The sequence below is a fragment of the Billgrantia endophytica genome, from assembly GCF_002879615.1.
GTDB lineage: Bacteria > Pseudomonadota > Gammaproteobacteria > Pseudomonadales > Halomonadaceae > Halomonas > Halomonas endophytica.
On record NZ_PNRF01000019.1, the window covers coordinates 11,859 to 25,207 of the forward strand.

The 13,349-nt window shown below is 63.4% G+C and carries 7 protein-coding genes; 1 reads left to right on the forward strand and 6 read right to left on the reverse strand.

The genetic code is table 11. The annotated features are described in order from the left end of the window. Window positions 1-77: 77 nt before the first annotated feature. The 4 genes from C1H69_RS09490 to C1H69_RS09505 all read right to left on the reverse strand — a co-directional run bounded on the left by C1H69_RS09490 (window position 78) and on the right by C1H69_RS09505 (window position 7,728). Window positions 78-4,919, reverse strand: coding sequence for an NAD-glutamate dehydrogenase (locus tag C1H69_RS09490; protein ID WP_102653166.1), 4,842 nt, complete (start codon window positions 4,917-4,919; stop codon window positions 78-80). A 215-nt stretch (window positions 4,920-5,134) separates the two neighbouring features. Further along, entirely contained in the window at window positions 5,135-6,259 is a 1,125-nt protein-coding gene (gene trmA / locus C1H69_RS09495) for a tRNA (uridine(54)-C5)-methyltransferase TrmA (RefSeq protein ID WP_102653167.1), read from the reverse strand. A gap of 46 nt (window positions 6,260-6,305) precedes the next feature. Continuing rightward, window positions 6,306-7,082 (reverse strand): glutamate racemase, encoded by a 777-nt coding sequence (gene murI / locus C1H69_RS09500; RefSeq protein ID WP_102653168.1) that lies wholly within the window; start codon window positions 7,080-7,082, stop codon window positions 6,306-6,308. 97 nt (window positions 7,083-7,179) lie between these two features. Then, window positions 7,180-7,728, reverse strand: a complete 549-nt coding sequence (locus C1H69_RS09505; protein ID WP_102653272.1) for a hemerythrin domain-containing protein — start codon at window positions 7,726-7,728, stop codon at window positions 7,180-7,182. A gap of 231 nt (window positions 7,729-7,959) precedes the next feature. On the opposite strand from C1H69_RS09505, the gene C1H69_RS09510 reads away from it, so the two are divergent. Beyond that, window positions 7,960-9,294, forward strand: a complete 1,335-nt coding sequence (locus tag C1H69_RS09510; protein ID WP_102653169.1) for a replication-associated recombination protein A — start codon at window positions 7,960-7,962, stop codon at window positions 9,292-9,294. A 69-nt stretch (window positions 9,295-9,363) separates the two neighbouring features. Here the strand turns inward: C1H69_RS09510 and lolA are convergent, their stop codons facing one another. Then, complete coding sequence (lolA, locus tag C1H69_RS09515; RefSeq protein ID WP_102653170.1) at window positions 9,364-9,993, reverse strand: outer membrane lipoprotein periplasmic chaperone LolA; 630 nt, start codon at window positions 9,991-9,993, stop codon at window positions 9,364-9,366. A 128-nt stretch (window positions 9,994-10,121) separates the two neighbouring features. Beyond that, on the reverse strand, window positions 10,122-13,259 hold the full coding sequence (locus C1H69_RS09520; RefSeq protein ID WP_102653171.1) for a DNA translocase FtsK: 3,138 nt from the start codon (window positions 13,257-13,259) through the stop codon (window positions 10,122-10,124). Window positions 13,260-13,349 lie beyond the last annotated feature (90 nt).

Consider the following 13,349-nt stretch of genomic DNA (forward strand, 5'->3'; position numbering starts at 1 on the left):
GCGGCGTAAACGGGGGGCGTCAAGCGGGCGCGATTATAACAGCGCAATTGGCCCATGACGACGCACCCCGCCGAGTCTCAACTCTCGCCATTGCTCTCGGCGAGATCCACCAGTTCACGCACCGCCACGGCATAAAGCGGGAAGCTGGCCTGACTGCTGCCGCTACGCACTTCGGCGACAAGGCGACACCAGCGCTCATGCAGGACGCCATGCATTTCCAGCCAGTTATTGACTCGCTCGTCGGGCTCACGCCCATCTTCCGTCTTGAGCACGCTGACCGTCAGTGCGAGTTGCTGCCGATCGATGTCGTCGCGGAAGGTTTCGCGAGCCCGGGCCTGCCAGCTGTCACGCACCTTGAGGTTGGTAACCTGGTGGATCATCCAGGGCAGTTCCAGGCGGTGGCCGATCTCGTAGAAGATCTCGGCGACACGCTGCGGCCTCTCATCGGACTGGCGCGCAGCCTGTATGATGCCCAGAATGCCATAGAGACTTCCCGCCGACGCCACCTTGGCAGCGAGCTCTTCCGGTACGCCGGCCTCGAGCAGTTCGTCCCGCTTCGCCTCCCAGGTTTCACGCTCCTCGCCACGCAACAGATCGCCGATGCCTTCCTGCAGCTGCGCCACGCGAGGGGCAAAATACTCGATGGCATCCCGAGTGGAAATGCCTAGCCTCTGGCGCAGGAACCAACGCGTGGTGCGGCGAATCAGGTGCATGAGGCCGAGCATCATCGAGTACTGGACCTCGCTCGGGACCTTGTTGTCCAGCGCCTCGATCTGCTCCCAGATGTCGGCCAGCTGGAAACTGTCCCGCGCCACGATATAGGCGCGGGCGATCTCGGCTCGACTGGCTCCGGTGGAATCGATGAGGCGACGCACGAAGACCACGCCCATGTGATCGACCAGGTCGTTGGCCACCTGGGTCGTGACGATCTCGCGCTTCAGTCGATGATCGTACATCTCGTTCCGGAAGCGCTCGACCAGCACTGGCGGAAATATACGCTCCAGGTATTGCTGGACATAGGGGTCGTCCGGCAGGTCAGAGCCGAGGATGTCTCCCTTGAGCACGCTCTTGGAATAGGAGATCAGCACCGCGAGCTCCGGCAACGTCATGCCCTGCTCATTGTTGCCCCGCTCCTGGATCTCCTCGTCCGAAGGCAGGAATTCCAGCTCCCGGTCCAATTGTCCCGTCGTCTCGAGCTCGCTGATGAAGCGTCGATAGGGTCCGATGCCATATTGGGAAAGAATCTGCGACAGGTCCAGCGCCTGGGTCTGGCGATAATTGTCGAGAATGACCAGGTCCGCCACTTCCTCGGTCATGTCGGCCAGCAGTTGGTTACGCTGCTTGTCCGTCAGGTCACCACGCTTGACCACTTCGTCGATCAGAATCTTGATGTTGACCTCATGGTCGGAACAGTTCACGCCGCCGGCGTTATCGATGAAGTCCGTGAAGACACGAACCCCACTGGCGGCGGCTTCCATGCGACCTCGCTGGGTCAAGCCCAGATTGCCGCCTTCGCCGACCACCCGGCAGTTCAACTCACGACCGTTGACCCGCAGCGCATCATTGGCCTTGTCGCCAACCTCGGCGTCGGTCTCGTCACTGCTCTTCACGTAGGTACCGATGCCGCCGTTCCAGATCAAGTCCACCTCCGAACGGAGCATGGCGCGAATCAGCTCGTTGGGGGGCAGCCGGTCCTCCTCGATACCGAAGACTTCCTTCATTTGCGGCGAAATGGGGATCGACTTGGCACTACGCTTGAAAATGCCACCGCCCTCGGAAATCAGCGCACTCTCGAAGTCTTCCCAGCTGGAGCGCGGCAATGCGAAGAGCCTCTGCCTCTCGGTGAAGGTGGAAGCGGCATCCGGAGTCGGGTCAACAAAGATATGCAGGTGGTTGAAGGCACCCACCAGACGAATCTTGTCGGAAAGCAGCATGCCGTTGCCGAAGACGTCTCCGGCCATGTCGCCGATGCCCAGCACACTGAACTCTTCGCGCTGGGTGTCCAGGCCCAGGTTGCGAAAGTGACGCTTCACCGACTCCCAGGCACCGCGTGCGGTGATGCCCATCTTCTTGTGGTCATATCCGTTGGCCCCGCCCGAGGCAAAGGCATCGCCCAACCAGTGCCCGTATTCGGCTGAAATTTCGTTGGCGATATCGGAGAATGTCGCTGTGCCCTTGTCCGCTGCCACCACCAGATAGGCATCGTCGTCATCGTGGCGCACGACATTGCTCGGCGGTACCACCTCTCCTCCCACCAGATTATCGGTGACGTCGAGCAGCGCCCGGATGAAGGTCTTGTAGCAGGCAACACCCTCCTGCTGGATCGTGTCGCGATCGGCGCCCTCGGGCATACGCTTGCAGATGAAGCCGCCTTTGGCACCCACCGGCACGATGACTGCGTTCTTGACCTGCTGGGCCTTCACCAGGCCGAGCACCTCGGTGCGGTAGTCCTCCTGTCGGTCGGACCAGCGAAGCCCGCCACGGGCCACCTTGCCACCGCGCAGATGCACGCCCTCCACCCTTGGCGAACAGACAAAGATTTCGAAAGCCGGGCAGGGCCTCGGCATCCCGGTCACCTGCCTGGGATCCAGCTTGCAGGCGATATAGTCCTTGGTCCGTCCCTCCGCATCACGCTGGTAGTAGTTGGTGCGCAGCGTGGCCTGGATCAGCTCCATGTAACGCCGCAGCAGTTGATCGTCATTGAGGCTGGCCACGCCGTCCAGATGCCGCGTGATACGTTCCACGCAACCGCTCGTCTTATCCTCGCCGGGACGGTGCTGCGGGTCGAAGCGAAGCGTGAACAGCTTGACCAGTTCTCGGGTGATCTCCGGGTGGTTGGCCAGGGTGGTCGCGATATAATCCTGGGACATGCCGAAGCGGATCTGCTTCAGATAGCGTGCGTAGGTGCGCAACATGGCCACTTCGCGCCAATCCAGGTTGGCCACGATCACCAGGCGGTTGAAGGCGTCGTTATCCGCCTCGCCTACCCAGATGCGACGGAACGCCTCGATGAAGGGCTCTCGCATCTGTTGGAGACTCACGTCGATGCTGGTGTGGTGTTCCAGGTCGAAGTCGTGGAGCCAATATCGGCACTCCGGCGTCACGATCTCGTAGGGCCGCTCGCCGATGACACGCAACCCCAGGTTCTCCATGACCGGCAGGACATCGGAGAGCGGGATCGGCCGGTCACGCCGGAACAGCTTGAGATTGACCCCGCTCCCCTCTTCTTCCACCAACCGGTACAGCGATAGCGCCAAGGGTTTGCCATCGTCCAGTTCGCTCAGGTGCTGCAGGTCGTATACCGCGGTACGTGAACCGAAGTCATCACGGTAACTGGCCGGAAAGGCATCGCGGAAGCGATCCAGCAGATGGTTGGCCTGCTCCTCGCCAAAGCCTTCGACCAGGGCCTCTTGCAGCTCGTCTCGCCAGCTACGGGCCAGCCGTGCCACCTTGGCCTCGAGTCGCTTGAGATTGATGTCCCGGGGGGGAGCGTCGTTGAAGCGCAGAATGAACTGGATTCGGGCCAGTACCGACTCGGAGAGATAGGTATTGAAGTCGCCAAAGGTAGCATCGAGCTCCTCACACAGCAGGTTCTGGATGCGCAGGCGAAGGTCGGTGGAAAACACGTCTCGTGGGACGAATACCAGACAGGAGTGGAAGCGTCCGGAATGGTCGGTTCTCACGAACAGGCGAACGCGCCGCCGTTCGCGAATGTCGAGGATGCCCAGCGCCGTCCTGGCCAGCTCATGCGTATCGATCTGGAACAGGTCGTCACGGGGATAGACTTCCAGGATCTGCAGTAGCTGCTTGCCGTTGTGTCCCTTGGGATTGAAGCCCGCGATCTCCATCACCGCCTTGAGCTTGCGGCGCAGCAATGGAATGTTCCGCGGCGACTCATTGTAGACGGCGGAGGTGAACAGCCCCAGAAAACGATGCTCTCCGACGACCCTGCCCCGTTCGTCATACCGGTCGATGGAGATATAGTCGGGATAGGTAGGGCGGTGGACACGCGCATGATGCGCGCTCTTGGCAAACGACAGCAGCTGCGGCACCAGCACGAAACGATTGCCCTCGACACCCTGCTCGGTACGAATGCGCTCCTGATAGCGCGGCAGATTCAGTCGGAACACGCCCAGTTCACTATCCGGCACCTTGGCCAGGTGATCGCCATCGGCTTGAGATTCGATGGTGTATTCGTCGTAACCGAGGAAGGTGAAGTTGTCCCGTATCAGCCATTCGATGAAGGCAACGGCTTCTTCATGGTCGCCGGCATCTATCTGCTCGGGACACCCCTTCCTGAGCTCGACGACCGCCTGGCTCGCCCGTTCACACATTGCCTCGTAATCGCCGACCGAGATGCGCACGTCCTCCAGGACATCGTGCAAGGCATTCTCGATATCGGCCAGCACCGCCGGACTGGAGTGCCGATTGATCTCGATGGCGATCAGGGATTCCCGGTTATCGGGTGCATTCTCGGCTCGCGGTGAGCCGACCCATTTCAGGTCATGACCACTGTCTCGTTCCACCGCCAGGACGGAGTTGTGGATGGCATGCACGGTGAGACCACGGCGATTGAGCTCGATACGCACGGAGTCGACCAGAAACGGCATGTCCTCGTGCAGTACCGCCACGAAGGTATGCGACGACTGCCAGCCATGCTCCTCGAAATCGGGATTGAAGACACGAACCTTGGGTGCGGCCGGGTCATGATGCTGAATGAAGTGCCAGACCGATACCGTGGCACCATAGAGGTCATCCAGACGGCGATCTATCAGGTCCTCCAGGGGCATGGTGGCATAAAAATAGCGGGCGAAGGCATCCACTGCCTCGGCCCGCTCCTGATCCAGGCGGCTATCCAGGCGCTCACGCAACTGTTTCAGAATATCCAGCCTGCCCGCTTCGATCGTCTCGTATTGCATCCCTCACCTCGGCTGCCTGGGACCGCGGTTTCGACGGCCCTGGGAAAGATTCACCTCGGCCTGCTGGCCGTGTGGTGCCAAGCTTACTGCAGCCCCGGCCCGCATCCTACTGACATGCCAGCCTTTTCATGGAGCATGTTGGTTGCGCATCGCCATTTGAGGTTTCGCCACTTGACTTTCCGACGATTCATCCTTCCTCAAGGCACAAGGCATGCTCAGGGAGCCCGCTTTTCCAACAGCACACCGCATTCGCAATGATGGGTCCAGGGAAACTGATCGAACAACGCGAAACGCGCGATCCGATGGGTGCGGCACAGGATTTTCAGATTACGCTCCAGCGTATCGGGGCTGCATGAAATATAGACGATACGCGGATACTCGCTCAGTTGCCGGCAACTCGCCTCATCGAGGCCAGCCCGTGGCGGATCGACCAGAACGGTAGAAAATTCGTACTCTTCCAATGCCATATCCGCCACACGGCGTCCGCCTTTCTCGCCTTTCAGGGCTGCGGCAAACTCTTCGGCGGACATGCGCCCGACCACCGCATTATCGATACCGTTGGCCGCCAGGTTCTCACGGGCGCTGGCCACGGAGGTGCGCGAGATCTCGGTGGCCAGTACGCGCCGGAAATTCTCGGCGAGTGCAATCGTGAAATTGCCGTTGCCACAATAGAGTTCGACCAGGTCCTGATCCTGGCTGCCACGGGTTGCCTCCCGGGCCCAGGCCAGCATTGAGCGGCAGATCTCGGCATTGGGCTGCGTGAAGCTGTTCTCCACCTGCTGGTAGACGAAGGTACGCCCCTCCACCTCCAGACGCTCCCAGACATGGTCGCGCTCGAGCACGAGACGCTGCTTTCTGGAACGCCCGATGATGAAAATGCCCAGCCGGGACTGCAGCTCGCGCGCGTCGGCCTCCCAGGCCTCGTCCAGCGGGCGATGATAGATCAGCGTCACCAGCGCCTCGCCGGACAGGGTGGTCAGGAACTCCACCTGAAAGAGGCGATGGCGAAGCACGCGACTGGCCTTCAGCGCCTCGCGCAAGCGGGGCATCAACTCGTTGATCCGCCGGCTGGCTACCGGATAGTCATCAAGACGGACGATGTTCTTCTGCTTCGGGTCGTCCGGATCGTCATCGGAACCCGTCACCTCGAACATGGCGTAGAAAAGGTCGTCGCCTTCGTGCCAGAGCCGGAATTCGCAACGTTGACGATAATGGCTCGGCGGCGAAGGGTAGACTTCCAGGGGCGGCGGCATGAAGCGCGTGAATTGCCGGGTCAGGCGCTCGCGCTTGGCCTCGAGCTGCTGATCGTAGCGCGCGAGGTCGACAACGGGAATGGACAAGGCATCTCCTGGCGTTTGCTTGGTTGGAAAGAAGGCGTGAATCACGTCAGTCGAGGGTCAGCAGGCCCGGCTCGGCGAAACCGAAGCCAGCCACCGCCCTGGCCAGGCGGGCATCGGGAGCCGTGGCATAGCTCTTGTCCTGGCCGCAGCGCGGTGAGGGGTCGACCGCTATCTGGGCGGTGCGGCGGGCAATGGCCTCGCTGGAATCCACCAGGGATACGGGACGAGGCGCCGCAGCGGCAATGCAGGGGCTCAGCAGGGGGAAATGGGTGCAACCCAGCACAACGACATCCAGGTCGGGCGCCCCCCAGAGTGGTGCAGTGGCCTCCTGGATGATCCGGCTGTCCGGCTCCTCGCCCGCCAGCAATCGCTCGGCCTGACGAACCAGAGGGTCGGCGGCGACACGAGTCACCCTGCAATCAGCGGCAAAGTCGTGGATCAGGCGATCGGTATAGGGCCTCGCCACGGTCGCACTGGTGGCCAGCAAGCCGATATGGCGGGTGCGGCTCAGCTCGGCTGCCGGCTTGATGGCCGGCACGGTACCGATCACCGGCACGGCCAGGCGAGACCGCAAGGCATCCAGCGCCAGGGTACTGGCCGTGTTGCAGGCCACCACCAGGACACAACAGCCGCTGGCGGCCACCGCGGCCTCGCAGACCGCCAGGATGCGCTCGACCAGCCAGCCATCGGGCCGCGTGCCGTAGGGCATCATGGCATTGTCACAGGCATAGGCCAGCGCAGCATCGGGCAATCGGCGGCGCAGCGGTTCGATGACCGACAGACCGCCGACGCCGGAATCGAAGATCAGGACCGGGCCGGGCATGGGAAAGAGACGATCATGCTGAATTGCTCTGCTGCAGTGAGTCGCTCATTCTAGCAGCAAGACGAGCAACGGTAAGCCCATGCCCGGCCGGGTTCCGTCAGGTGGTGGGTTCCGGTGCGGCCTCCCTGAGCTCGGCATAGAGTTCAGGATAGGCTTCCTGTAGGCGCAGCAGCTGCTCCGCCGCCCCTTCCGGCAGCTCCGCTGCCAGCAGTTCCAGCTCCTTGTCATCGAAACGCTCACGCAGCAGAGGGAAGAGCAGCTCCCGCTCGTCACGGAGATAGCCCCGGTGAGCGTCGAGATACGCTCTGAGATCCTCTGCAAAGCGATCCATGGGTACCACCGCATCCATCAGGATCATGTCGATATCATTGGATAGCCGCAACAGGCGCTGCCGCAATGCCTGGTAGTCATTGGAAAGACGCTCGGTCAGCTCATGGCTTTCTGGAGCCAGGGCTCTGAGCCGCTCGGTGCAGATCCGTTCCAGGGGAACGGTGAAACCCTCCATATAGTCGAGTATATAGTCGACGACCTCCCGGACCAGCTTGAAGTTGGGCCGTTCGCCGGCTGCAAGGGCCTTCTGCTTCAACTGAAGGACGTGCAACATGCGCGCCATATTGGCATGATCCTGACGCAGTTGGGTCAGCATTGGCATGCGAAGCCTCCTCTACCATCGGATGAGCGGGCATATGGATTTGATACGCGGGACAGGTGCAGGTTCATTATTGGACCGCGTTATCGATGGCGGTCCGAATGGGCAAGGTGCTGTATCACCCTAGCGCCTTTGGCCCGATACCGCATACCACCCAAGGTCGTATTGCATAATGACAGATTATCGAGATGGCATCGACAATCCGTCTCACGTCACAAGGAGATGACTATGGACCTGTTCGGTCAGGCCTCTGACGATGCGGCCCCGCTGGCCTATCGAATGCGCCCCCGCCGCCTGAATGACTATGTGGGGCAACAAGCCCTGGTGGGGCCAGGCAAGCCCCTGCGACGCATGGCTGAAACCGGAATGGTTCGCTCCATGATCCTGTGGGGCCCTCCGGGCGTGGGCAAGACCACGCTGGCCGAAATCCTCGCAGCGGAGTCTGGCGCCCGACTGGAACGGCTTTCCGCGGTCATGGCAGGCGTCAAGGATATCCGTGAAGCCGTCTCCCGGGCGCAGATTGCCCGGGACCAGGGGCAGCAGACGCTGATGTTTCTCGATGAGCTTCATCGGCTCAACAAGAGCCAGCAGGACGCCCTGCTGCCCCATGTGGAATCGGGGCTGCTGACCCTGATCGGCGCCACGACGGAAAACCCCTCCTTCGAGGTCAATTCGGCCCTGCTGTCCCGGGCCCGCGTTCACGTGCTCAAGCCCCTGGAGGAGGCCGAACTGGTCGTCGTGTTGCGCAAGGCCCTGGAGGACGAGGAGCACGGCCTGGGGAGCCGTCGCATTGCGGTAGCGGACGACATACTGATGCTATTGGCCCGAGCTGCCGCCGGCGATGCCCGCCGCGCGCTGGGCCTGCTGGAGACCGCCTGCGACTTCACGGTTGACGAAGGGGACGGGGAACGGCTGCCCCGCGAGGCGCTGGAGGCGGCGATGGGTCACCAGACCAGCGCCTTCGACAAGCAGGGCGACTACTATTACGACCTGCTTTCGGCGATCCACAAGTCGGTGCGCTCCTCCCGCCAGGATGCCGCCCTGCTCTATATCGCCCGTTTCCTTCAGGGCGGCGGCGACCCGCTGGATGTCATCAGACGCCTTGCCGCCATCGCTTCCGAGGACGTGGGCAACGCCGATCCGCGCGCTCTGCCCCTGGTCATGGCCGCCTGGGACGCCTATCTGCGCCTGGGCGACTACGAAGGCCAGCGCGCCATCGCCCATGTGGCCATTCACCTGGCAATAGCGCCCAAGAGCAACGCCATCGACCGGGCCTGGAACGCGGCCAGGTCCTTCGTCGCCGCCCAGCCGAGCCTGGAGGTGCCCACCTACCTGCGCAATGCGCCGACCAAGCTGATGGAGTCCCTCGGCCATGGCCAGGGGTATCGCTATGCCCACAACGAACCCGATGGTTATCCGGCGGGCAGTGAACACGACTGCTGGCCCGAGGCATTGCCCCGCAAGCCCTTCTACCAGCCCACCGAGCACGGCCAGGAGAAACGCTATGCACAGCTGATGGCCTGGCGGGCAGAGCTGGACGCCAGGGCGGATGAGGATGGGTGAGGATGGATAGTGAAACCGACCGCGCCGCCTCGGGGCGGCGCGGTCGTCATTCAGGTGGGAGCCGCAGGCTTAGTGCGTATCGCGAATCACGTCGGTGCCGTCGGGAATCTCGAAGGCAAATCGGCTCTCGTCGATGGACGCATTCATGCTGACGTCACGAAACTCGATGGCGGTCCGCTGCCCGGTACTGTCGGTCATCTGCAGACCCCGCAGTTCGTTGCCGCGGAAGGTCATCTCCAACTCTTCGAACAAGGTGTCGGGGGACTTCGGCACCAGCGTGAAGGTCTCGTTACTGCCCTGTTGCTGCCGGGTGACCTCGTAACTGCCGGTCAACTCACCGACGCTGCCGGAAAGCAGCAGCGCCGGCGTATGCGTGACCCGCTGGTCCAGCGCCTGCACCGTCACCTGTTCCAGGTCGGGATCGTAGAGATAGACCTCTTCTCCGTCGGAGATCACCTCCTGCTGATAGGGTGCATCCACTTCCCAGCGGAACTTGCCGGGGCGCGACAGCCACATGCGACCGCTGGCTTCCTGCAGGCGCTGGCCGCTGCCGTCGAGGATCTGCTGTGCGAAGCTCGCTTCGTAGGTCTGCAGGGGCTCCAGCATCCGGGTCAGGCGTTCAGCGCCTTCGCTGGCCAGAGCGGTGACCGGTACGGCAATCGCCATGGCAAGGGCGGCGAGGGTCTTCTTTACTGTCATCGTTGCTGTCTCCCTGGACGGCGTCCACATTGGAATCCTGCTGATCGGACCCGGGAAGGGCCCGCGGGTTGCATTCCCCGCCGCCGCTTCCACGATTGCTGCATGGTTGAGTGCCGACGTCATGCGGGTCAGCCACCTACCGGCGGTGGTGCCAGCACTTCGCGAGCGCCGTTGGTACCCATGGTGGAGACCACCCCGGCCATTTCCATGGCTTCGACCAGCCGCGCGGCTCGGTTGTAGCCGATCTTGAAGCGACGCTGCACCGCCGAGATGGAGGCACGGCGGCTCTCGGTGACGAACTGTACCGCCTCGTCGTAGAGCGCGTCCTGCTCGGCATCGCCGCCATCGCCGCCTTCCGCCTCCAGGCCGGTCAGCGCTTCGGCCGACACCCCGCCGGAGAGGATCTCGTCGATGTATTCCGGCTCGCCACGGCGCTTCCAGTCCTCCACGATCCGGTGCACCTCATCATCGTCGACGAAGGCGCCATGGACCCGGGTCGGCAGGCCGGAGCCCGCCGGCAGATAGAGCATGTCACCGTGCCCCAGCAGGTTTTCGGCACCGCCCTGGTCCAGGATGGTGCGAGAGTCGACCCGAGAAGAAACCTGGAAGGCCATGCGGGTGGGGATGTTGGCCTTGATCAGGCCGGTGACCACATCCACCGACGGGCGCTGGGTGGCCAGTATCAGATGGATGCCGGCGGCCCGGGCCTTCTGGGCCAGGCGAGCGATCAGTTCCTCGACCTTCTTGCCGACGATCATGAACATATCGGCGAATTCGTCGATCACCACCACGATGTAGGGCAGCTTCTCCAGCACCGGCGGCGACTCATGCATCTCCCAGGGCTGGGGGTCCCACAGCGGGTCGGCCACCTGAGCGCCCGCCTGCTCGGCCTCGTCCAGCTTGCCGTTGAAGCCGGTAATGTTGCGCACCCCCATGGCCGCCATCAACTTGTAGCGGCGCTCCATCTCGGCCACACACCAGCGCAGCGAGTTGGCGGCTTCCTTCATATCGGTGACCACCGGCGCCAGCAGATGCGGGATACCGTCGTAAACCGACAGTTCGAGCATCTTGGGGTCGACCATGATCAGCCGCAGCTCCTGGGGAGTGGCCTTGAGCAACATGGAGATCAACATGGCGTTGACCCCGACCGACTTGCCCGAACCGGTCGTACCGGCCACCAGCAGGTGAGGCATCTTGCCCAGGTTGGCAACAACGGGGGCACCGCCGATATCCTGACCCAGCGCCAGGGTCAGCGCCGATGCTTCCTGCTGATAGCGATCCGAGTCGATCACCTCGCGCAGGCGAATCATGGCCCGATGCGGGTTGGGAATCTCGATGCCGACCGTCGGCCGTCCGGGTATCACCTCCACCACCCGCACGCTCTTGACCATCAGTGAACGTGCCAGGTCCTTGGCCAGGTTGCTGATCTTCGAAACCTTCACCCCCGCAGCGGGCTTGATTTCGAAACGGGTGATCACGGGCCCGGGCCAGGTATTGACGACCTCGGCCTTGACCCCATATTCGCGCAGCCGGGTCTCGAGCAGTTCGGCCATGTCGATCAACTGCTGTTCGGTATAGTTCTGCTGATGCGGTTCCGGCGGCGTCAGCAGGCGCAGGCTGGGCAGGTCACCATCCGGTTCTTCCAGCATGTCGAACTGGGGCCGCTGGCTCTGCAGGTGCTCCACCGTCCACAGGGTGGGCCCTTCGGGCTCTTCCGCCGCCGCACGCCCCTGCTCGGCCGTCGCCATGCGCCCTTGCGGTGCCTCCTCCCGCACCTCCACGGTTGGCGCCTGTCGCGCCCTCAAGCCGGCCGCCTGGTCCTGACTTCCCATCGACTCCCGGTTCTGCACGGCAGAACCCGACTGCCGCTCGACGTGCCGGATCGCGTCGCTGTCGGTCTCTTCGGTTTTCTCGGCGCGCTCGGCAACGCCGGCACCCTCTTCATCGTAATCGTCCCAGCCCAGCCGAGGCTCCTGTTTCGGCTCGTCGATCGGCTCTACCGGCTGCCAGTCGCTCAGACCCGGTTCGCGGCGCCCCACCATGGTGGGTTCGGCCGGGGGAAGCGAATCCACCGGAGGCTCCGGTTCGCCGGGCTGAAGGACAGCAGCCTCATCCGCCCGGAGTGGCCTCTGGCTCTCTCCCGCGCTGGAGCCGTCTTTCGCTCCCTCTTCGGACTTGGTGGCCCGCAGCGGCATGGAGGAGGCCTGGACCGGCTCATCGTGACGGTTCGCACTCAGCGGGTAGGCCGTCGATGCGGCGGCAATTCCGGCCGCGCCAGCGGCCAGCCCAGAGGCCGCCGCGTCTGGCCTTCCGACAGTCGACCCAGACGGCGAACCACCGATACCGGACGGCATCCGGTCCGGGCGAGAGGTCGCCTCACGGGCGGTATAGGCCGCTTCCGGACGCTTTGCCGAAGGGGTACGTTCGGGGACTTCCCAGGGGATGTCCGTGTCGCCATCGTCGCCGAAGCCGGACGACAGGCTCGGTTCACGCAGGGCAGGGGAATCGAAGGCCGGTTCCGCCTCACGGCCACGCCAGAACATCAGCCGGCGCCAACCACGACGCGCCCCCGGGCTTTTCCCATCGTAGACGTCAGGGTCGTCAAGACGCTCTTCGTCATGCTCTTCTGCTTGCTCGTCCGCTTCAGCACGCCTGGCTTCCTGGCGTTCGCGAGCCAGACCGAACGGTATCGCCGCCCACCGCCACAGCCGCAGGGCACGATGCCCCAACTCGTCCATCACGGCCAGCCACGATACCCCGCTGAACAGCGGGAAGCCGCACAGGACGGCGGCAAGGGCCAGTAACCCAGCGCCGCCCGAATCCACCAGGGGCACCAAGGCGCCCACCAGGCCTTCGCCGAGGATCCCGCCAGACGAGTAAGGCAGTATGCTGTCCGGATTGTAGAAATGCAGCGCACCCAGTGTCGTGGTACCCAGCAGCAGCAGGACCAGCCCACCCAGGCGCACCGCCACCGCCGTGGCGTCCCACTCGAGGCGAACCTGGCGCGAACGGATCAGCCACCAGCCGGCGAGGCCCAGCATGCCGGGCCACCACAGCGCGCTGGCCCCGAACAGTGAATAGAGCACGTCGGAAATCCATGCCCCGATGGGCCCCATCCAATTGTCGACATCGGTTTCAGGGCCACGACGGGACCAGCCGGGATCCGCCGCTTGATAACTGAACAGTGCCAGCAGCAGGAAGACGCATGCCGCCAGCAGTATGATGACGACACCTTCGCGGGCTGCACCGTGCAGGCGGAGCCCCATGCGCCGCGCGGTGTGCCGGGCATTTTCCGCCGTCGCGCGCCGAGGCGCGCTCTTTTCCTTTGCACTCAACTCGCCAACCCCCTCGCGCCG

What these genes read in the sequence shown, in the direction of transcription:
- C1H69_RS09505 (WP_102653272.1), bottom strand. Translation starts at nt 7,728, where the DNA reads ATGCTGACCCAACTGCGTCAGGATCATGCCAATATGGCGCGCATGTTG.
- C1H69_RS09490 (WP_102653166.1), bottom strand. Translation starts at nt 4,919, where the DNA reads ATGCAATACGAGACGATCGAAGCGGGCAGGCTGGATATTCTGAAACAG.
- C1H69_RS09520 (WP_102653171.1), bottom strand. Translation starts at nt 13,259, where the DNA reads ATGGGGCTCCGCCTGCACGGTGCAGCCCGCGAAGGTGTCGTCATCATA.
- C1H69_RS09510 (WP_102653169.1), top strand. Translation starts at nt 7,960, where the DNA reads ATGGACCTGTTCGGTCAGGCCTCTGACGATGCGGCCCCGCTGGCCTAT.
- lolA (WP_102653170.1), bottom strand. Translation starts at nt 9,993, where the DNA reads ATGACAGTAAAGAAGACCCTCGCCGCCCTTGCCATGGCGATTGCCGTA.
- murI (WP_102653168.1), bottom strand. Translation starts at nt 7,082, where the DNA reads ATGCCCGGCCCGGTCCTGATCTTCGATTCCGGCGTCGGCGGTCTGTCG.